General features: G+C 65.9%; 18 protein-coding genes. 13 read left to right on the top strand and 5 right to left on the bottom strand.

The window, feature by feature from the left end; translation table 11 throughout:
• Window positions 1-25 precede the first annotated feature (25 nt).
• Genes ACIP9X_RS16750 through ACIP9X_RS16735 form a run of 4 tightly spaced genes read left to right on the top strand, consistent with a single transcriptional unit; the run spans window position 26 to window position 3,360 of the window.
• A complete protein-coding gene (locus ACIP9X_RS16750) occupies window positions 26-1,501 on the top strand; it encodes a gamma-aminobutyraldehyde dehydrogenase (protein WP_400480884.1) in 1,476 nt (491 codons plus the stop codon).
• A 3-nt stretch (window positions 1,502-1,504) separates the two neighbouring features.
• On the top strand, window positions 1,505-2,293 hold the full coding sequence (locus ACIP9X_RS16745) for an SDR family NAD(P)-dependent oxidoreductase (protein WP_400480883.1): 789 nt from the start codon (window positions 1,505-1,507) through the stop codon (window positions 2,291-2,293).
• Window positions 2,290-3,060: an SDR family NAD(P)-dependent oxidoreductase gene (locus tag ACIP9X_RS16740; protein ID WP_400480882.1), complete on the top strand. Its 771-nt coding sequence runs from the start codon at window positions 2,290-2,292 to the stop codon at window positions 3,058-3,060. Before ACIP9X_RS16745 ends, ACIP9X_RS16740 begins: the two co-directional genes overlap by 4 nt.
• 48 nt (window positions 3,061-3,108) lie before the next feature.
• The gene (locus ACIP9X_RS16735; protein ID WP_400480881.1) at window positions 3,109-3,360 is read left to right on the top strand and encodes a hypothetical protein; all 252 of its coding nucleotides are present in this window, start codon (window positions 3,109-3,111) and stop codon (window positions 3,358-3,360) included.
• Window positions 3,361-3,363: 3 nt separating this feature from the next.
• Here the strand turns inward: ACIP9X_RS16735 and ACIP9X_RS16730 are convergent, their stop codons facing one another.
• The 4 genes from ACIP9X_RS16730 to ACIP9X_RS16715 all read right to left on the bottom strand — a co-directional run bounded on the left by ACIP9X_RS16730 (window position 3,364) and on the right by ACIP9X_RS16715 (window position 8,996).
• Window positions 3,364-3,951, bottom strand: coding sequence for a DM13 domain-containing protein (locus tag ACIP9X_RS16730; RefSeq protein ID WP_400480880.1), 588 nt, complete (start codon window positions 3,949-3,951; stop codon window positions 3,364-3,366).
• Window positions 3,952-4,025: 74 nt separating this feature from the next.
• Entirely contained in the window at window positions 4,026-5,483 is a 1,458-nt protein-coding gene (locus ACIP9X_RS16725) for a DUF222 domain-containing protein (protein ID WP_400480879.1), read from the bottom strand.
• A gap of 248 nt (window positions 5,484-5,731) precedes the next feature.
• The gene (locus tag ACIP9X_RS16720; RefSeq protein ID WP_400480878.1) at window positions 5,732-8,230 is read right to left on the bottom strand and encodes an EAL domain-containing protein; all 2,499 of its coding nucleotides are present in this window, start codon (window positions 8,228-8,230) and stop codon (window positions 5,732-5,734) included.
• Between the two features lie 127 nt (window positions 8,231-8,357).
• The gene (locus tag ACIP9X_RS16715; protein ID WP_400480877.1) at window positions 8,358-8,996 is read right to left on the bottom strand and encodes a GPP34 family phosphoprotein; all 639 of its coding nucleotides are present in this window, start codon (window positions 8,994-8,996) and stop codon (window positions 8,358-8,360) included.
• 231 nt (window positions 8,997-9,227) lie between these two features.
• Between ACIP9X_RS16715 and ACIP9X_RS16710 the strand changes: the two genes are divergently transcribed.
• The 7 genes from ACIP9X_RS16710 to ACIP9X_RS16680 all read left to right on the top strand — a co-directional run bounded on the left by ACIP9X_RS16710 (window position 9,228) and on the right by ACIP9X_RS16680 (window position 16,049).
• Window positions 9,228-10,115: a MurR/RpiR family transcriptional regulator gene (locus tag ACIP9X_RS16710; RefSeq protein WP_400480916.1), complete on the top strand. Its 888-nt coding sequence runs from the start codon at window positions 9,228-9,230 to the stop codon at window positions 10,113-10,115.
• Between the two features lie 66 nt (window positions 10,116-10,181).
• Complete coding sequence (locus tag ACIP9X_RS16705; protein WP_400480876.1) at window positions 10,182-11,108, top strand: NAD(P)-dependent oxidoreductase; 927 nt, start codon at window positions 10,182-10,184, stop codon at window positions 11,106-11,108.
• Window positions 11,109-11,172: 64 nt separating this feature from the next.
• Window positions 11,173-12,720 carry an aldehyde dehydrogenase family protein gene (locus ACIP9X_RS16700; RefSeq protein WP_400480875.1) on the top strand — a complete coding sequence of 516 codons (1,548 nt, stop codon included), beginning with the start codon at window positions 11,173-11,175 and terminating at the stop codon, window positions 12,718-12,720.
• A 17-nt stretch (window positions 12,721-12,737) separates the two neighbouring features.
• Entirely contained in the window at window positions 12,738-13,964 is a 1,227-nt protein-coding gene (locus tag ACIP9X_RS16695; RefSeq protein WP_400480874.1) for an amidohydrolase, read from the top strand.
• Window positions 13,961-15,334 (top strand): DUF3100 domain-containing protein, encoded by a 1,374-nt coding sequence (locus ACIP9X_RS16690; RefSeq protein ID WP_400480873.1) that lies wholly within the window; start codon window positions 13,961-13,963, stop codon window positions 15,332-15,334. Before ACIP9X_RS16695 ends, ACIP9X_RS16690 begins: the two co-directional genes overlap by 4 nt.
• Window positions 15,335-15,356: 22 nt before the next feature.
• Window positions 15,357-15,737 carry a VOC family protein gene (locus ACIP9X_RS16685; RefSeq protein ID WP_400480872.1) on the top strand — a complete coding sequence of 127 codons (381 nt, stop codon included), beginning with the start codon at window positions 15,357-15,359 and terminating at the stop codon, window positions 15,735-15,737.
• A gap of 105 nt (window positions 15,738-15,842) precedes the next feature.
• A complete protein-coding gene (locus ACIP9X_RS16680; RefSeq protein WP_400480871.1) occupies window positions 15,843-16,049 on the top strand; it encodes a hypothetical protein in 207 nt (68 codons plus the stop codon).
• A gap of 88 nt (window positions 16,050-16,137) precedes the next feature.
• On the opposite strand, the gene ACIP9X_RS16675 is transcribed toward ACIP9X_RS16680, so the two are convergent.
• Window positions 16,138-16,869, bottom strand: a complete 732-nt coding sequence (locus ACIP9X_RS16675; protein WP_400480870.1) for a GAF and ANTAR domain-containing protein — start codon at window positions 16,867-16,869, stop codon at window positions 16,138-16,140.
• A 53-nt stretch (window positions 16,870-16,922) separates the two neighbouring features.
• Here ACIP9X_RS16675 and ACIP9X_RS16670 point away from each other — a divergent pair, with 53 nt between their 5' ends.
• Together ACIP9X_RS16670 and ACIP9X_RS16665 are read left to right on the top strand one after the other, a co-directional pair.
• A complete protein-coding gene (locus ACIP9X_RS16670) occupies window positions 16,923-17,378 on the top strand; it encodes a hypothetical protein (RefSeq protein WP_400480869.1) in 456 nt (151 codons plus the stop codon).
• 81 nt (window positions 17,379-17,459) lie between these two features.
• Window positions 17,460-18,137, top strand: a complete 678-nt coding sequence (locus tag ACIP9X_RS16665; RefSeq protein ID WP_400480868.1) for a DUF6766 family protein — start codon at window positions 17,460-17,462, stop codon at window positions 18,135-18,137.
• The last annotated feature ends 5 nt before the right edge of the window (window positions 18,138-18,142 follow it).

The raw sequence follows: 18,142 nt of genomic DNA, 5'->3' as shown, positions 1-18,142 counted from the left end.
TCCCTAACACTTGAAAGCAGGAGTTGTGAGCCAGTTCATCAACGGCAAGATCCTCGAAGGCACCTCGGGGGAAACCGTGGACGTCATCGACCCGTCCAACGGAACCACCGTCGACACCATCAGCCTGGCAGGCAGCGACGACGTCAAACTCGCCGTCCGGGCAGCACGGGACGCTTTCCCGGCCTGGTCCCGGGCCACCCCGGCAGAGCGCTCGGCCGTACTGACCAAGTTCGCTGCGCTCATGGAAGAGCGTGCCGAGGAATTCGCCCAGCTGGAGTCCCGCCAGGCCGGCAAGCCGATCCGTCTCACCCGCGAATTCGATGTCCCGGGCACCATCGACAACATCGCCTTCTTCGCCGGCGCCGCCCGCAACCTGGAGGGTAAGGCCACCGGCGAGTACTCCGCGGACCACACCTCCTCCATCCGCCGCGAAGCCATCGGCGTGATCGGCTCCATCTCGCCGTGGAACTACCCGCTGCAGATGGCCGCTTGGAAGATCCTGCCCGCCATCGCGGCAGGCAACACCATCGTCCTCAAGCCCGCCGAAATCACCCCGCTCACCACGCTGCTGTTCGCGCAGGTCGCCAGTGAGGCGGGCCTCCCCGACGGCGTCATCAACGTCCTCACCGGCCGCGGCTCCACCGTCGGCGCCGAACTGCTGCGCCACCCGGACGTGGACATGCTCTCCTTCACCGGCTCCACCGTGGTTGGCCGCACTGTCCTGGACGCAGCCGCGACTACCGCCAAGCGCGTGCACCTCGAACTCGGCGGCAAGGCCCCCTTCGTCGTGTTCGACGACGCCGACCTCGAAGCCGCCATCCACGGCGCCGTCGCCGGGTCCCTGATCAACACCGGCCAGGACTGCACCGCTGCAACCCGCGCCATCGTGCACCGCTCCCTCTACGAGGACTTCATCACAGGCGTCTCCGAGCTCTACGCCAAGGTCAAACTCGGCCCCACCTCGGACTCCGCCACCGACCTCGGCCCGCTCGTCTCCGAAGTCCACCGGGACAAGGTCGCTGAGATGGTAGACCGTGCCCGCGGTTACGCCCGGGTCTTCGGCGGCGGTATTCCCGAAGGTGAGCTCGCCAACGGCTCCTACTACCGCCCGACCCTCGTCGCCGACGCCACCCCGGACAGTGAAATCTTCCGGGACGAAGTCTTCGGCCCCGTCCTCGCGGTCACCCCTTTCGACACCGACGACGAAGCCATCACCCTGGCCAACGACACCCCCTACGGCCTCGCCGCCTCCGCCTGGACCAAGGACGTCTACCGCGCCCTGCGCGCCACCCGCGAAATCCGCTCCGGCTGCGTCTGGGTCAACGACCACATCCCGATCATCAGCGAAATGCCCCACGGCGGCATGAAGCAGTCCGGCTTCGGCAAGGACATGTCCACCTACTCCTTCGACGAATACACCGTGGTCAAGCACGTCATGTTCGACCTCACCGGCGAGAAGGCCAAGGCCTGGCACCGCACCATCTTCACCCTGGGAGACTAAAAATTGACGACGGCGGGACTCACCGGACGCTTTGACGGCAAGCGTTTTGACGGCAAGACGGCACTGGTTACCGGGGCAGGCGGAGGCATCGGCTCAGCCATCAGCCGCCGCCTCGGCGCTGAGGGCGCCCATGTGTTTATCTGCGATGTCAACGAGGCCGCGGCGAAGGAGGTCGCCGACGCCCGCGTGGGCGAAGGCTGCTCAGCGGAGCCGCTGGTCTTTGACCTCCTTGACCCGGAAGCCTCGGCAGCTGCGGTGCAGCAGATCATTGACGCCTGGGGCCGGCTCGACGTCCTGGTCAACAACGCCGGGGTGAACCGCCGCGGGAATCTCCTCACCCTGACAGAGAACGACTGGGACCTGTCCTTCGCCGTCAACGTGGACTCGCTGTTCCACCTGTGCCGGGCGGTCCTTCCCCACATGATCGGGGCGGGCGGCGGCGCCATCGTGAACACGGCATCCCAGTGGGGCCTCTACCCCGCGCCGGGCCACCTGGCCTACAACGTGTCCAAGGCCGCCGTCGTCGCCTTCACCAAGAACCTGGCCCGCGACTACGCCCCGAATAACATCCGTGTCAATGCCGTCGCGCCGGGAGAGATCCAGACGCCGATGCTCGAATCCGGCCTGGCGCGCAGCGGCCGCACCGTGGCCGACCTCGACGCGCTCGTGCCATTAGGGCGCATCGGCAAGCCCGAGGAAGTCGCCGCGCTCGTGGCGTTCCTCGCCTCGGATGAGGCGCCGTACATCTGCGGGTCCGTCGTCGAAATCACCGGCGCGCAGGCGGTGGCATGAGCGCCGAATCCACGAACAGTACAGCGGGAATGCTGGATGGCAAGACGGTCCTGGTCACCGGCGCCTCCCGGGGCATCGGCCGGGCGACGGTGGTGGCCCTCCACCGCGAGGGTGCCCACGTGGTCCTGCACTACGGGAACGACAATGACTCCGCCCAGGCCACAGCGGACCGGCTCGGCGACCGCATCAGGCTTGTGCAGGGCGACCTGCGGAACCCGGACGAGCGGCGCCGGGCCTGGGCCGAAGCCGCTGACTGGCGTGGCGGCGTCGACGTGCTCGTCAACAACGCCGGTGCCTGGCTTCCGTCGGACATTGACGACGCCGATGCATGGCAGCAGGGCTGGGAGGCCAACTACGAACTCAACCTCCTCGCCCCTGCCGACCTCTGCCGGGAAGCCATCCTCGGGTTCCGGAAGCGGGGCGGCGGCATCATCGTGAATGTCACCAGCCGTTCGGCCCACCGGGGCGACGACGCCGAACACATCGCCTACGGCGCTGCCAAAGGCGGGCTGCTTGCCCTCACAAAAGGGATAGCCCGCGGCTACGGCAAGGACAACATCCTCGCCTACGCCGTCGCGCCCGGCTGGGTCGCCACCGACATCTCGGCCCACATCTCCCCCGAAGACCCAATGCTCAGCGGCCTGCCGCTGGGTGAAGTCACACCGCCGGAGGACGTCGCCGAGATGATCACGTTCCTGGCATCCGGCCGGACCCGGCACACCACCGGAGCCACCATCGACATCACGGGCGCCGACTACGTGCGCTGACAACCGGAGCTGGCTCCGATCCACCTACCGCCAAAGGAGCTTGAATCCATGAAACTCAGGCGCGTCACCGACTGGACCCTCCTGGTCGGGGCCAGCATCGAGATCCGGCAGCAGGGGCATTCCGTCTGCAGCGGCCACGTGGACGCCGTTACTGACGACGGCTCCATCCTCTGGCTCCAGCCCGACGCCGAAAACCGAAGACTGTTTGAAAAGGCCGAGTTTTACGAGGCCTGGGCGACGGAGGACCGCACAGGTTTCCATTACTGCGTCACGAAGAATCTCAGCTCTGCCGCCTGCTGAGCCTCAGGTGGTCAGCTGGGCGGCTCCGAACGAGATGCTGAACTGGACGCACCATAAATCGACTGACTTGTATTTGGACAAGTCAACGTCAGCGGGGATCGCGTAGATCTGGTTGCCTTGGTTCCCCTTGATCAGTCCCAGGTCGAAGTAGTCGGCGGAACCGGCCGTGAACCACCCGGCAGTCCCCTCCACCACGTCCGCAGCACTGAGCCAAACGTGCACATCCGGCCCGTTGGACGTGTCGAGGTTCTCCAATGTCAGGAGCCGCGTCCCGTCCGGCTGCCGGATAATACGTACCGTTCCGGTTGCGGCGTGTTCATGGCTGATCAGGGTCCCTTGGGCAAGCTGCACGGGCCGTGCCGGCGCCTCGGTAGGCGCTCCGTCCGTGGGGGCCGTGGAGGGAGACGAATCTTTAGAGGCAGTCTGCTGTGACGGCTCCGCCGAGGCAGCAACTGTTGGCAACTGCTCGTCCACCCGCACGTCGACAAACAGCAGCCAGGGCTTGAACAGTGCGAGCCCTGCAGCCAGCACGACGGCGGCAATCACCGATGCCGCGATGATCCAGCCGCGTTTGCGCCCACTGACCTGCATGCTGCAAATCTACACCTGCCTTTTCCCGCATGGCAGAGATCGACCGCCGAAGCAGGATGAACCCGCCCCGCGCATTAGGCAGCCACGAAGAGCCAGTCGGGAAAGGGATCCACGGGCAGTGGATCTAATGACAAGGCATCCAAGGTCAGTGGATCTGGCGGCGGCGGCGGATCAATGCCCCCGAGGCTATCCGGCCAGCCTGGACTATCCGGTTCCTTGATCCTGTCCGGCCAGTCTGGACTGTCCGGTTCCTCAATCCTGTCCGGCCAGCCTGGACTGTCCGGCTCCTCGAGGTTGTCTGGCTCGAGATTCTCTGGCCAGTGGGGTGGTTCCCAGTCCTGTTGTTCGCTGGGGTAGTAGCGCCCCGCCGGTGAAATCCACCCGGGTGGCCTGTCATGGTTTGCGCCGACCGGCCTCCAGCGACTGCTGTGTTTGAGGCGGTGATGTTTGGGGCATGCCTGGCCGAGGTTGCTGATTCCGGTGGTCCCGCCGTCGGACCAGGCCAGGATGTGGTCGGCGTCGTTGTCGAGGGACGGGTTGTTGCAGCAGGGGAACGTGCAGCGCGCGTCGCGGAGCCGGAGCCATTGGCGCATCGGGGTGGTCAGCCGGTAACTGGTGCGGCCGATCTCCAGCGGCGCGCCGTCCCGCGGATCGACCAGCACCCGCAGAAACGATGTCGCCCCGTCCGCGACGAGCTTTCGTGCCATCGATGCCGGGATCGGGCCGTACCCGTCGAGGGTGGCCGGTTCCTCCCCAACACCGATCAGCGAGAACACCGGCACGGTGACCAGCACCTGCGCCTTCGGTGACGGGATTCCCTCGGCCACGCCGCCCAGCAGCCAGCCTTCGGTGACGTCCGCGCGCAGCTGCGTCAACGTCCTCGATTCGCCCGGACCCTGCAGGGCCCGGGCCGCGTCGGTAACCCGGTTCCAGATGGCGGCCGCGGTGTCCGCGGGCAGGTACGCCGAGAACCAGGCCATCCCGTCCCGGTCCGGGGTGTACTCCACCCGCCGGTCCGCGGCGCTCCTGCGGTGCCGGGTTTCGATGCTCACCGGATGGTGCCGCTCCCGCCAGGCGCGTACCTTGGCGCGGAACCTGCCCGGCACCAGCTCCCCCGCCGGGCAGCCCCGGGCGGCACCGGGCGCGTCCGGATCCATGAAGTGGGCTTCCAGGGCCGCCGCGGCGGCCGGTTCCAGGTTGGCTGTTTCATCGCACAGGATCCGTACGTGCTGCCAGGAAATAGTCCCGGATCCCAGCGCGGCCAGCGCCAGCGGCCGCCCGGTGGTCAGGGTGCGGGCGTCGGACAGCAGCGCCCCGGCGGTGCGTTCACTCACCGTCAGCACGCCGGCGACTTCGGCGGTCACGGCCATCTGCCGGGCGGTGCGCTCCTGCGCAGAACGAGCCTGCGCCGCCAGAGCCTCGGAAACGGCGGCATACCCGGCGGCCAAGTGAACCTTCAGGGCGGCCAGCCGGGCTTCCATCCCGGCCACCCCGGCCAGGCCATCCAGATACGCGTCCGCCTGATCCCGCAAAGGATCCTGGTCCGAAAAAGAGTCCGCGCTGGTCAGGGGGACAGCACCCGCCGTGATCGCGTCCCCGCTCGCGTCACCGGCGCCCCGATGACAACTCCCAACGCAGCAACAGAGGACTCTATGCCCTCCAATGTCGCCACAACCGCCGTGTCATCCATACCCACAGCATGACAGTAGGCACTGACAAAAAACGCCGGTTGATCAACGGCCGCAACAAATCGGATTCGATGCCGGGACGTGCTCCAGAACTACCCAACCCGCGGCAGCGGCACCCGTGCGGGAATCCCGGCGGGCACCTCGGCAGGAACCCCAGCGGGATGGGCCTGGAGCCATGCGGGGATCCGTTCTGCAGGCAGCGGCCTGCTCCACAGGTATCCCTGGGCGAGGCGCACGCCCAGCCGACGAAGCTCGTCGAGCTGGACGGCCGTTTCCACGCCTTCGGCCACGACATCAAGCCGCAGGCTCTCCGCCATGCCCAGGACCAGTTCGATAATCGTCGCCCCGTGGGGGTCAGTACCCAGCTCTTCAACGAAGGTGCGGTCGATCTTCAGCGTGCGGGCCGAGAGCCACTTGAGGTAGCTCAGGGATGAGTAACCTGTGCCGAAGTCGTCGATGGACAGGCCAACGCCCAGGCGGGCAAGCCGCTGCAGCGTTTCCTTGGGCAGGTCCGGCTGGTCCATGAGCACGGTCTCTGTGATTTCCAGGTGGACGGCGGCCGGGTCGATGCCCGCATCGAGGATGGCGGTCTCTACAACGTCGGGAAAGTCGTTGACCACAAGCTGGCGGCCAGATATGTTGACGGCCGCGGTAAAGTTTTCCGCCCCCGGCAAGTGTGTGCGCCATTCCTGCACCTGGCGCAGCGCTTCACGAAGCACCCACGTGCCGATCGGCAGGATCAGCCCAGTCTCCTCAGCTATGGGGATGAAAGCGTCCGGCATAATCGGCCCGTGCTCCCGGTGGTGCCACCGCAGCAGCGCCTCGAAGCCGATGGTTTCCTCGGTGGCGACGTCGAGGATCGGCTGGTAGTTGAGGGAAAGCTCCCCGCGCTCCAGCGCAAGCCGCAGGTCCGACTCCAGGTCCAGACGCCCTGACGCCCTGCCGGTCATGCGCACGTCGTAAAGCGCGGACGAATCCCCGCCAGCTGATTTCGCCCGGTACATGGCCGCGTCCGCGCCCTGGAGCATCGACTCCGCGGTGTCCTCCGCGTCAGCAAGGGCGATTCCGACGCTGACATTGAGGTAAATCTGCCTGCCGTCCACGTCGAAAGCGTGGCGGGTCGCGTCCCTGATCCGTTCGGCAAGGGCCTGGGCCCCGCACTTCTGGAGGTTCTCGCAGATCACTACGAATTCGTCGCCGCCGAACCTGCCCACTGTGTCACCGTGCCTGACAGCGGCCTTCAGCCGCTCACCCAGCTGCACCAGAATCGTGTCCCCGGCGCTGTGGCCGATGCCGTCATTGATAAGTTTGAAGCGGTCGACGTCGACGAACATCACCCCGGGCCGGTCGTCCCGGTCGAGGAAGCCCTGTAGGACTTCAGTGACGAGGTACCTGTTCGGCAAACCAGTCAGGGCATCGTGGCGGGCCTGCCACTCCAGGATCTGCTCAGCATTCTTCCGGTCCGTGATGTCCAGGACGGTGTCAAGGAACCGGAGCGGCCTGCCGTCCGCACTGTTGATGCTGCGGATGCGCGAGTGCAGCCAGCGCTGTTCGCCGCTCGGCCTGATGATCCGGTATTCAAAGTCCGCAAAGCCGAGCCCGCCCTCCAGGCTCTTCCAGACCCGGCGGACGAGGCCCCGGTCCTCCGGGTGCGTCAGCGCCAGGATGGATTCCCGGTCCTTTCGGTCGCCCGCGGACAGCCCCAGGATCCGGTCGAATTCCTCCGAGTGCCACGTCTCCCCGGTCGCGACAGTGTGCTCGACGCTTCCAACGTGGGCCATCTCCTGGGCGGCCAACAGCCGCTCGCGCTCCGCCTCTGCTGCGGCTTTCAGCCGCTGTATCTCAGTGATGTCCCTGGCGATGGCGGACGCCCCCACCTGGACACCGTCCTGGTCGTAGACAGGAGAGACGGTCAGTTCGACGTCGATCACCGCTCCGTCCTTGCACTGCCACCGCGCCTCCACACCGGTGACGAAGGCGTCGCTCCCCGCACGGGCGGTGACCTCAGCGCCAAAGTAGGCGCCGCCGTCGGCCGTCAAGAGCCGGTAGCTCTGTCCCACCGCCTCCCGGGAACTCCAGCCGAGCATCCTCGATGCCCCCGCATTCCAACTGGTGATCTTCCCTGTGAGATCCGCCCCGATGATCGCATCGCCGGAGGACTCGACCATGGCCGAGAGCCTGCGCAGGATGGCTTCACTGTGCTTCCGGTCGGTGATGTCCTTCGAGATCGCCACCACCGCGACCGGTACTGTGTGCCGGCCCCTGATCCGGCTGACTGTCGCGTGGACCGGGAACTCCCGGCCCGTGCTGTGGCGGACCCACAGTTCGCCTGCCCAGTCCCCGCCGCCGGCAACCCGGTGCGCTATTTCGAGGTCCGTGGCGCCTCCGCCGCGCGCCGCGGCGCCGCCTGAGATTCCCAGTTCCGTGATCTTCAGTCCCAGAACCTGGTCCGGGCGGAACCCGTACAGGCGCTCAGATGCGCGGTTCCAGTATGTGATCCGCCAGTCGCCGTCCATGCCGATGACAGATTGTCCGATCTCGTCCAGCAGCAGCGACTGCATCACTAAATCGTCGCGGTGTTCCCCAGCCATGTCCCCTCCGACGGGTGCTCCCCCGGTAGCAGCGCAGACCAGCTGCGCGCCAAGCACTCGGATCCCGTTTGCTTAAGGAACCGTGTCAGGAAGTAAATCAACTGATTGTGGTTAGTGCAACCATTGACTAGGTGGCGGCCTCCGACTCGGCGAGCCGGATCATGCGGAGTTCGTCCACCACAGCGCGCGAAGGCCAGTGGCCGTAGGTCAATTCCCGGACACGGCTTGGATCCGCCGTGGGGAAGTGCTTTTCGAGCAGCCCTGCGGCCTGCAGCAGGCCTATCAGCGCAGTAGTTTTGGCGTCCGACGGCGCACCGTTGAGTGCCGCTTCGATCCTCTTGATGAGTGCCCCCTCCGGAGCATGGTCCTTCTCGGGGTAACGGGTCGTCCGGAACAGACCGAGGTGCCTCTCGCCCACATGGTTCACGATGCCGAGGGCGGCCGTCTCCTCATAGATACGGTGCAGTTCCGCGCGGCTTTCCAGCATGGAGACCCACCGCCTGGGGCTGTGCGGCCGTGATTTGTCGTGGATGGCCTCCCATTGGTGCCGGAAGTCGGTCTCCGGAGGGGCACCGGTAGCCCTGACATACTTCCCCTGCAACTGGATGGCACCGAGCAGGTCCAGTTCAGCCAGGATCGCCCCTGCCAAAGCGGCCCTGAGGACGCTCTGCGGAACTTCCGGCTCACCGTCCTTGTCGTTGGTGGCCAAAAGCAGGAAAGCCTGCGGAAGATTCAGCTTGTCTGCGTTCGGAGTTTCGGCGGTCATATCTTCATAGTGACCCCGTTAGACAGCCGCTGCAACGGGCTTCCGGGCGGATCTGAACCCGCTTTGGGGCAGCAGGATTTTGGTGGGTTACCCGTCGGAAGCGCCAACCCCTTTTCGCAAACCCAATTGCGTAGTACATTTGCTGCAATTGGCTTTGCAAAGTGATCCACGTTACAGGGAGGGTCCGGTTTGGATGCCACCACGGCAGGCCTTGCTGCCGACACCACAGGTTTGAACGGTGCAGGAAGCGATGCAGCCGGAAGCGATTCAGCTGGCACCGGCTCACGTGCCTGGCTCGGCGACGCGCTTCCGGACGTTTCGCTGACCAAGGCGCAGACCCGGGTGGTTGACGTCATCGCCCGCAATCCGCAGCTCTCCTCCTACGCGGACATCGCAGAAATTGCCCAGCGGGCAGACGTCAACAATTCGACTGTCGTCCGTGCAGCCCAGCATCTGGGCTACCGGGGCTGGCCCGATCTCCAGCGCGAACTGCGCTCCCGCTACCTGGTGATGATCTCGACCGAGGACACGCTGACGGAGCACGGAGAACACCGCAGCCCCCTCCATGACGCGCTAAATCACGATATCGAGAACCTGCGCCTGACACTGGACTCCAACACGGCCGACGACGCCGAGGCCGCCATCGCTGCCATGGCCGGGGCCAAGTCCATCACCGTTGTAGGCCTCGGTTCATTCGCAGGCCCCGCGAGCGTGATGGCGCACCTGGGTTCGACCATGGGCTACCCCATCGCGCTGGAGAACCGCGGCGGCGTGCATCTCGCCTCCAGCGCTAACTCCCTCGGGGAAGGTGACGTCCTGGTGGTCGTCAACATGTGGCGCTCGGTCCGTCAGATCATCGTCACCGCGGAAGCCGCCAAGCAGGCTGGCGCGAAGGTCATTGCCATCACCGATATGCGGCGCGGCCGCCTTGCAGCCGCCGCCGACCACCTCCTGGTGGTGGCCTCAGAAGGAATCTCGTTCTTCCAGTCCGTCACCGCCGCCAACTCACTCGTCTATGGGCTGCTCGCAGGGATGGAGGCGGCACACCCCCAACGCAGCCGCGCCGCAATCCGCCGCACCCAGCAGCTGTGGAAAGACCTCGACATCTACCTCGACTGACCTACCCAGCACCTAAGCCCTCCGCGGGCCCATGGAGGGTCCAACTACCTTTCAAGGAGTTTGTCCATGAACACCAATCCCGACCGCCGCATCGCCGTCGTTGGCCTCGGCGCCATGGGCGGAGCGATGGCGGCCACGCTGCACCGCGCCGGCTGGCAGGTCACCGGCTTCGACCCGTCCGAGGCGGCAAGGGCGACCTCGTCGGATGCCGGAATCGCCACCACCGCCGACCTCGCCGATCTCGCAGGCACCCCTTACGCGGTCCTCTCTTTGCCCGCAGCCAGCATCGTCGAATCCACCGTGCCCCAGCTTTTGGCGGTGCCAGGAACCGTGGCGATCGTGGATACCACCACCTCGGAGCCGGGCACCAGCAAGCGCATGGCCGCCCTGGCTGAGGAACAGGGCGCAGCCTTTCTCGATGCTCCGGTTTCCGGCGGCCGGGACGGCGCGGCGACCGGAACGCTGAGCGCCTTCGTCGGCGCAACCGACGCCGCGCTTGCCGCCGCCGAGCCCGTCCTGCTCGCCCTCACGGGCGGCAAGTACAGTCACATCGGCGCTCCCGGCAGCGGCAACGTCGTCAAGCTGCTCAACAACGTCCTCGCTGCGGCCAACCTGGTCTCGGTGGGTGAAGCCCTCGGTGTCGCCAGGGCCTACGGCATCGACCCCGCCACGGCGGCGGCAAGCATCAGCGAAGCCTCCGGCGGCAGCAAAGTCTCCGCGACCATGTACCCCAACTGGGTGCTTTCCGGAACCCACGACTCCGGCTTCTCGCTGGGGCTGATGGCACGGGACGCGGCCCTCGCCGTCGAGGTCGCCGCCCAGATCGGCGAAACCCCGGCGCTGCTGGCGGCCGTCGCCGGTCAATGGCAGGAGGCTCTCGCCGTCCTCGGGCCGCAGGCGGACTTCACTGAAATAGCAAGGACCGTCGCTCCGGCGGTGACGCCTGCGGGCGCCCCCAACACAAACGCGGCCGGCACCACCGCCGTCGCCTGAGCATTTCGAACCTGGGCATTTCGAACCTAAGCATCTCGAACACGTGGATAAGAGGGAACACCAGTTGACGATCACAACAGCACCTACATCGTCCTCGGCGGCCACCGCCCGGGCAGTCCTGGACGCAGCTTTTCCTGCGGCCCTCGGAGCTTTTCTCGACGGCACGACAGTTTCCGGCGGCGGGGAGAGCATCACACTCACCGCAGCGGCCACCGGCGAAGCTTTCTCCACATATTCCGACCCCGGGGCAGAAGGCGCCAACGCCATTCTGGAAAGCTCAGCCGCCGGCGCGGCCATCTGGGGTGGACTGAACGGGTTCGAACGGGCTGCCATCCTGCGCAACGTCAGCCGCGTGGTGGAAGCCCACGCAGAGGAACTGGCAATCCTCGAGTCCGCGACCACAGGAAAGCCCATCCGTGACGCCCGCGTCGAGGCCGCCAAGGTAGCCGAGATGTTTGGCTACTACGCAGGCTGGGCCGACAAGCTGACCGGGCAGACCATTCCCGTCCCCGGCCCGTGGCACACCTACACGGAGCGCGTTCCCTGGGGCGTCGTCGTCGCCATCACCCCGTGGAACGCTCCCCTGTTCACCGCTGGCTGGAACTCCGCCGCGCCGCTCGCGGCGGGCAATGCCGTGATCATCAAGCCCAGCGAGTTCACGCCGGCCTCAAGCGTCCGTCTCGCCCAGCTCGCCCACGAGGCAGGCCTGCCGGCAGGGGTGTTCAACGTGGCGGCCGGGCTGGGCCAGACGGTGGGCGCGGCCCTCACCACCGACCGGCGCGTCGGCAAGGTCAGCTTCATCGGCTCTGTCCCCACCGGCCGCAGGGTGGCAGTCGCAGCAGCGCAGACGGGGATACCCGCCCTGCTGGAACTGGGCGGCAAGAGCGCAAACATCGTCTTCGCGGACGCCGACCTGGAACGCGCCGCGGACGGCGCCATCGCGGCTATTTTCTCCGGCGCGGGGCAGTCATGCGTGGCCGGCTCCCGGCTGCTGGTGGAGCGCAGCGTGCATGCCCAGTTCGTTGAGCTTGTCGCGGACCGCGCTGCGCGGCTGCGCGTCGGCGACCCGCTGAACACTGACACCGAAGTTGGCCCGATCATCACCGCCCAGCAGTTCGCCACCGTCACCTCACTCATTGAGGCAGGAATGCACGACGGCGGCCGCCGGGTCACGGGCGGAACGCTTCCGGACGCTCTGGCCGGGTCGCCGCTGGCCGGAGGCCACTGGGTCATGCCCACCCTGCTCGACGGGGTGACGCCCCAGAACCGCCTCGAGACCACGGAAGTCTTTGGGCCCGTCGTCGGGGCCGACGCCTTCGACACGGAGGAGGAGGCGGTCGCCAGGGCCAACAACACCACCTTCGGTCTGGCCGGCGCGGTGTGGACGTCCGATGTTTCCCGGGCCCACCACGTGGCGCGCCAGGTGAAGGCCGGAACGTTCTGGATCAACTCCTACAAGACAATCCACGTGGCCGTTCCGTTCGGCGGTTTTGGAGACTCCGGCCACGGCCGGTCCTCCGGCCCCGGCGTCCTTGACGAGTACACGCAGACGAAGGCGGTCTGGGTGCCCACCCGCGCGGCCGGCGCGCCTTTCCCGTCCCTCTCCTACTAAGGCAGGCAGCAGCATTTATGGAACTGACAGAGACACCATCGGCCACACCCGCTCTCCGCGCTGCCCTTGCCGAGGGAGTCGAGGACTGGAAACGGCGGGTCCATGCCCTGGCCCATGAAATCCACGGCTACAAGGAATTGGCGTTCGAAGAGGTCCGTTCGGCCGAAGCAATCGCAGGCCTCTTGGCTGACGGCGGCTTCGACGTCGAACGCGGCACCGGCGGTTTGCCCACGGCCTTCACCGCCACCGCCGGCAGCGGCGAACTGACCGTGGCCCTGTGCGTGGAATACGACGCGCTCCCCGACATCGGGCACGCGTGCGGGCACAACCTGATCGCCGGCGCCTCTGTCGCTGCGGCCCTGGCCCTGCGGCCCCACGTGGACGAGCTGGGCATCACACTGAAGGCGATCGGAACGCCTGCCGAGGAACACGGCGGCGGCAAGGCGCTCATGCTGGAACGGGGAGCGTTCGACGGCGTCAGCCTCGCCCTCATGGTTCATCCCGTCCAGGACGGTGTCACCTACAACCCGGCAGGCACCAGCGCCCAGGCCGTGGGCCGGTACAAGGCAACGTTCACGGGAAAGGCGGCACATGCGGCGGCAGCCCCGCACCTCGGCGTGAACGCAGCCGACGCCGCCGTGCTGAGCCAGGTCGCCGTCGGTCTGCTGCGCCAGCAGATACCGGGCGACCACCGGATAGCCCTTTACGTCGCCGAGGCCGGACACGTCACCAACATCATTCCGGAGCGGGCGGTGGTGGAGTTCGAGTGCCGGGCGTTCTCGCTCAGGGAGTATGAGGCCCTGCTGGAACGCGTCCGGCGCTGCTTCGAAGGAGCAGCCCTGGCCACCGGAACAACGCTGACCGTCGAGTCAACGGAACCGCTCTACGAACCCCTGCTCCAGGACGACGCACTGGCGGCGCACTGGACGGACGCGATGGATGAGTTCGGCAAGGACACCTCGCCCTCGGCCGGCATCAGCGGCGGCTCAACGGACATGGGCAACATTTCCCAGGTCATCCCGAGCCTGCACCCCTGGCTCAGCATTCCGGGCGCGGACGTTCCCATCCATTCACACGCGTTCGCCGCCCTGGCAGATTCCCCGGAGGCGTACGGCGTGATGTTCGAGGCCGCCACCGCGCTGGCCTGGACGGTCGCCGCCGCTGCCAGCAGCCCCGGCGAACGGGAGCGTTTCCTCCGAGCGGCATACCGCCGTCGTACTTTTACACAGGAAGGCACATCATGAGTACCAGCACCAAAGCGGCGCGGGTCGACAAGGCTGGTACGCGCCTGACGCTGCCGATCGCCGTGTTGGCCTTCGTCATTGCCGTCGCAGTCCAGCTGATTGGGCAGGCCAAAATTGATGTTGGCATCGGCTCGATCGTCATCTTCCCCATGGTCTGGGGCCTCATCCTAGGCCTCCTGGTTTCAGTCCAGAAGTACAAGCCGCTGGGCCTGGACCTGCAGAGGGTCGCGGCCGCCCTTGTCGGCGTAGCCGTCCTGCTCCTGGTGGCCCGGCTGGCGTTCAACATCGGCCCCAGCCTTCCCACCCTCATCACGGCGGGCCCGGCGCTGCTGCTGCAGGAAGTGGGCCACCTGCTCGGCACGATTGCACTGGCACTCCCCCTCGCGGTGCTGCTCCGGATGGGAAAGGCGACGGTGGGCGCCACGTTCTCCCTTGACCGGGAGCCGTCCTTTGCCATGGTCTCGGAAAAATACGGTCCCGACTCGGACCAGTACAGGGGCGTCCTGGCGATGTACGTCTTCGGAACCCTTTTCGGCGCCGTGTACATCACCCTCCTGACTTCCCTGGTGGCCAACTGGAAGATCTTCGACCCCCTGGCCCTGGCCATGGGCGCGGGTGTGGGATCGGGCTCCATGATGGCGGCATCCTCGGCGAGCATCATCGAGGCCTACCCGGGTGACCAGGAGGCCATCCTCGGCATGGCGGCGATCTCCAACCTGATCACCACTATCCTCGGGGTGTATGTCGGAATCTACCTCGCGCTGCCGCTGGCGGACCGCTTCTACAGGGCGCTCACCCGCAGGCAGACGCGGGAGGCTGCTGCCGTGACGGCAGGAGCGGCCGGCGAGCGCGGCCCGGCGGACGTGGAGCGGGAACACGCCCAAGCGGAGGAAAACCGCCGGTTCCGCGAACAGGTTGCGGCGTCCTCGGCGGCCATCCACCTCCCGCTGTGGCTGTCGCTGTCGGTTCTCACAATCCTCGGCCTCGGCACTGCTGCTGTGGCGGCGAAGGGATTCAACCTGTCGATCGTCGCCGGGTACGGGATCATGCTCGCTCTCGTTCTGGTCAGCCTTGGCCTGGCGAAAGTCACCAAGAAAATCTCGGCCATCGTCTTCGTCACGACCATCGGCGCCTACATTTCCAGCCCGTGGTTCTTTGGTGCGGAGGCGTTGAACGCGGCAGTCAAGACTGTGGACTTCCTGTCCATCGCTACCGTCATGCTGACGCTCGCGGGCCTGTCGCTGGGCAAGGATATCCCGCTGCTGAAAAACATCGGGTGGAAGATCATCCCCGTGGGGCTGGTCGCCATCACGGCATCGTTCCTGCTGTCCACCGTCATTGCCGAGTTCGCCCTGGGGCTCTGGCAGTAGGAAACGAGCCAAGGAACCGGTCATGGCAGTCACCGAAGTCATTCCGTACCTGTACTACGAAGGAGCGGACGCCGCGCTGGACTGGATGGAGAAGGTGCTGGGGTTCGGTCCCTCCACGCGCTGGCGCAATGCCGACGGCGTGACCGAGGAAGCTGAAATCGTGGCCGGACGCAGCCGGATCGCCGTCTCCGGCAACCCTGCCGACCCGGGCAACGGAGGAGGGCTGCTGGTGATCGTCCACGTGGATGACGTCGACGCGCACTACGCGAGCGTCACGGCCGCTACCGATGTTGAGCTCGAGCCGCCTATGGACAAGCCCTATGGCCCGCGCACATTCACGATCGTGGACCCGTGGGGCTACCAGTGGAACTTCTGGCAGGGAGAGGCGACGCCGCCGTCGTAATCGCAGCGGGTGCGCTCCCGGCGTAAAGCCCTTGTTCCGCAGGCCCTTTTCGGGAAAGGTAGTGCGCGCAGTTACCAGTTGTGGAAACCAGCAAAGGAGAACACCATGCAGATCGACAAGTCCCAGATCCTCGAACTCCTCAGGTCCCAAGGCGACAACGACAAAGCCGCACAAGCCGACTCCGAACTGCCGGACCAGGTCGACACCGAACAGCACGCCGGACTGCTGTCCAGCCTGGGCATCAACCCTGCAGACCTGCTGGGCAAGCTTCCCGGCGGACTTGGCGACAAACTCGGAGGGTTCGGACTCTAGCCAGCCGCGACAATGTACCTAACAGCCGGCCCCGGTGAGACCGGGGCTGGCTGTTTTTGGGTCCGAGGCATTAGAAACCGAGCGCTGGCTATTCGAAGTGAGTGCGGATCTCGCTGCCGGAAACCTTCATCAGCACTTCTGCGGCGACGTCGCGGAGTTTCTGGTTGCGGTTGCTCGAGACCTTGGCCAGAATGGCCATCGCCTCGTCCTGCGAGCACCTGTTCTGGCCCATGATCACGCCGCAGGCCAGGTCGATCACCGTCCGGCTTTTCATCGCAGCTTCCAGGTCTTTTGCCCTGTTCTGGGCTGCTCCGATCCGCACTGCCAAGTGCAGTGCGCCCGCAGCAGCCGCCCCGAATCCCACGGCTTTGGCATACGCCTCTGCCGTAAATGCCCTTGGCTTGGAGGCAAAGAAGTTCAGCGCGGCACTGGCATCGCTGCCGATAGCCAAAGGAACACCAACGGTACTGTGGATGCCGGCCTCCCCCAGCCGCCGCTGGTATTCCGGCCAGCGGGGGTCGGTGGCAACGTCCTCGATCTGCTCCGGCGCCATGGTCTGCAGTGCCCGGATGCAGGGGCCGTCGCCGACGCTCTGCTCGATGTGGTCAAGTTCCACTGCCCTGGGACTGCTTCCGGCCACCGTGGCGGTGGACCGCCGCCGCTTGAGGGTAACGGCGCATTCGATGTCCGTCCCCAAGGACTGGCTGAGGGTTGAGGCGGCGAAGCTGCTCAGACCTGCCAAAAAGCTGTCGACCGACTCGGCACCTATAAGGATGTCCTGCAATTCCACAACCGGTGTGCTTTCATGTGACTGCGCCATGTCCTAATGCTAGACGCCTGAATATCCGATGGGGACGGAGATAGGGTGAGGCCATGACAGTTACTTACGGAGTCTGGCCCTTGGGGCGCCGGGGTCCAGGGCCAAGGACGGCTCTCGGAGCCGCCGTGTTGACCGCTGTCCTCCTCGCCTCGGTTTCAGGGTGCGCGGGTGCAAATCCGGGAACGTCCGAGGCTGCCACTACCGCTCTGGACTTCCACGGTGCCCTGGGTTCCGGTGATTACCCCCGCGCTTGTGGGCTCCTGATCCCGGCGGCGGTTGAGAAGCTGGAGGCCGGTGCACCCGGAACCTGCGCGGAAAAGCTTTCTCAACTGGATGTTCCCGTAGCCGCCTCGGTCCAGGACAGCGCCTCTTACGGCAGGAACGCACAGGTGGTCATGGATCAGGACACGCTGTTCCTGGCCCGTTCCGGTGACAGTTGGAAGATCACGGCGGCTGGCTGCACTTCGCGCGGCGAACGGCCTTATGACTGTGAAGTGGAGGGAGACTGATATGCGCTGGGCCTTTTGGATCTGTCTCGGGGTTATCGCCGTCGGTCTTGCTTATATGTTCGCTATCGGGGTGATGGCCCGGTGAAACACAATCCTCTGCTTACCAACGGCCTGAGCATTGCGTTCGGGCTGCTGTTCCTGCTCTCGCTGGCCGGACAGGCTTTCTCTGGCGTCGCCTACTTCAATGAGGAACAGATTGCTTCCGGGCTGGTGGAAATCAGTTTCTGGCAGTACGTCACCTCCTCCAGTTTCGCTGTCGACGTCTCCGAAAACTGGCAGTCTGAATATCTGCAGTTCCTGCTCTTCATCGTGCTGACCGTCTGGCTGGTGCAGAAGGGTTCACCGGAATCCAAAAAAATAGAAAAGCGTGGCGTCCAGTCCGATGAGGAAGAATTTATCGGCCAGTTTTCCAAGGAAGAATCCCCTAAATGGGCCAAAGTGGGCGGATTCCGAACAGCGCTTTTCTCCACGTCACTGGGCCTGGTCATGGGAACCGTCTTCGTGCTCTCGTGGCTGGCCCAGTCCGTCACCGGCTATAGCGCCCACGCCGAACAACAACTGGCCAGCCTTCAGGACCCGGGAACCTGGCAGGAGTACCTGGTCTCGCCCGAATTCTGGAACCGTACGCTTCAGAACTGGCAGTCCGAATTCCTGGCAGTCTGGTCCATGGTGATTCTCTCGGTGTACCTGCGGCAGCGCAGTTCTCCCGAATCGAAGCCGGTCGGCGAAGCGCACGACGCCACCGGGGCCAGCAACTAGAGCAA

Source organism: Arthrobacter sp. NPDC093125, assembly GCF_044754225.1.
Taxonomy (GTDB): domain Bacteria; phylum Actinomycetota; class Actinomycetes; order Actinomycetales; family Micrococcaceae; genus Arthrobacter.
Note: the sequence above shows the minus strand (reverse complement) of the source record. Positions and strands in the feature narration are given on the sequence as shown.

Excerpts from the sequence above, each read along its gene's own strand:
- ACIP9X_RS16740 (WP_400480882.1), top strand. The coding sequence starts at position 2,290 with ATGAGCGCCGAATCCACGAACAGTACAGCGGGAATGCTGGATGGCAAG.
- ACIP9X_RS16735 (WP_400480881.1), top strand. The coding sequence starts at position 3,109 with ATGAAACTCAGGCGCGTCACCGACTGGACCCTCCTGGTCGGGGCCAGC.
- ACIP9X_RS16730 (WP_400480880.1), bottom strand. The coding sequence starts at position 3,951 with ATGCAGGTCAGTGGGCGCAAACGCGGCTGGATCATCGCGGCATCGGTG.
- ACIP9X_RS16720 (WP_400480878.1), bottom strand. The coding sequence starts at position 8,230 with ATGGCTGGGGAACACCGCGACGATTTAGTGATGCAGTCGCTGCTGCTG.
- ACIP9X_RS16715 (WP_400480877.1), bottom strand. The coding sequence starts at position 8,996 with ATGACCGCCGAAACTCCGAACGCAGACAAGCTGAATCTTCCGCAGGCT.
- ACIP9X_RS16705 (WP_400480876.1), top strand. The coding sequence starts at position 10,182 with ATGAACACCAATCCCGACCGCCGCATCGCCGTCGTTGGCCTCGGCGCC.
- ACIP9X_RS16695 (WP_400480874.1), top strand. The coding sequence starts at position 12,738 with ATGGAACTGACAGAGACACCATCGGCCACACCCGCTCTCCGCGCTGCC.
- ACIP9X_RS16690 (WP_400480873.1), top strand. The coding sequence starts at position 13,961 with ATGAGTACCAGCACCAAAGCGGCGCGGGTCGACAAGGCTGGTACGCGC.
- ACIP9X_RS16685 (WP_400480872.1), top strand. The coding sequence starts at position 15,357 with ATGGCAGTCACCGAAGTCATTCCGTACCTGTACTACGAAGGAGCGGAC.
- ACIP9X_RS16680 (WP_400480871.1), top strand. The coding sequence starts at position 15,843 with ATGCAGATCGACAAGTCCCAGATCCTCGAACTCCTCAGGTCCCAAGGC.
- ACIP9X_RS16675 (WP_400480870.1), bottom strand. The coding sequence starts at position 16,869 with ATGGCGCAGTCACATGAAAGCACACCGGTTGTGGAATTGCAGGACATC.
- ACIP9X_RS16670 (WP_400480869.1), top strand. The coding sequence starts at position 16,923 with ATGACAGTTACTTACGGAGTCTGGCCCTTGGGGCGCCGGGGTCCAGGG.